A 739-nucleotide genomic window follows, 5' to 3' on the forward strand; every position below is an offset into this window, starting at 1 on the left:
CATCAACGCGCTCAACGGCATGGGCGACATGCTGGAGCAGATGGCCAACTCGACCGAGACCGCGAAGATCCAGATCGTCGCGCAACTCGGCATCCTGGCCTTCGAGTTGGCGACGGCCGAGGCCGAGGCTCCGGTCACCGCGGGTGCGTCGATGCTTCAGGTGCCCGCGTTCATCGCGGCGGCACGGACGTTCGTCAAGAAGCTGCTGGACAACTTCCTGGGCGAAATGATCAAGATGGCCGCCAAGCAGGCCATCCAGATGGCGGCGATCAACCTGCTCGCGCAGGGGGCCATCGGACCCCGGCCCCCCCGGGAGGGCCCCCGGGGCCCCCCCAGGGGGGGGCCCCACCCCGCCCCAGGGGGGGGGGGGGGCCACGGGGGGGGCCCGCGCGCGCGCGCGCGCGCGCGCGCGCGCGCGCGCGCGCGCGCGCGCGCGCGCGCGCGCGCGCGCGCGCGCGCGCGCGCGCGCGCGCGCGCGCGCGCGCGCGCGCGCGCGCGCGCGCGCGGCGCGCGCGCGCGCGCGCGCGCGCGCGGCGCGCGCGCGCGCGCGCGCGCGCGCGCGCGCGCGCGCGCGCGCGCGCGCGCGCGCGCGCGCGCGCGCGCGCGCGCGCGGCGCGCGCGCGCGCGCGCGCGCGCGCGCGCGCGCGCGCGCGCGCGCGCGCGCGCGGCGCGCCGCGGCGCGCGCGCGCGCGGCGCGCGCGGCGCGCGCGCGCCGCGCGCCGCGCGCGGCGCGCGGCGC

At 85.1% G+C, this 739-nt stretch carries 1 pseudogene; it reads left to right on the forward strand.

Features of this window, described 5'->3' with window-relative positions:
* Positions 1 to 739 (forward strand): annotated as a pseudogene (locus KCH_RS41745) (hypothetical protein); the annotation flags it as partial.

It is taken from the genome of Kitasatospora cheerisanensis KCTC 2395 (genome assembly GCF_000696185.1).
In the GTDB taxonomy this organism is placed as follows: Bacteria; Actinomycetota; Actinomycetes; order Streptomycetales; family Streptomycetaceae; genus Kitasatospora; species Kitasatospora cheerisanensis.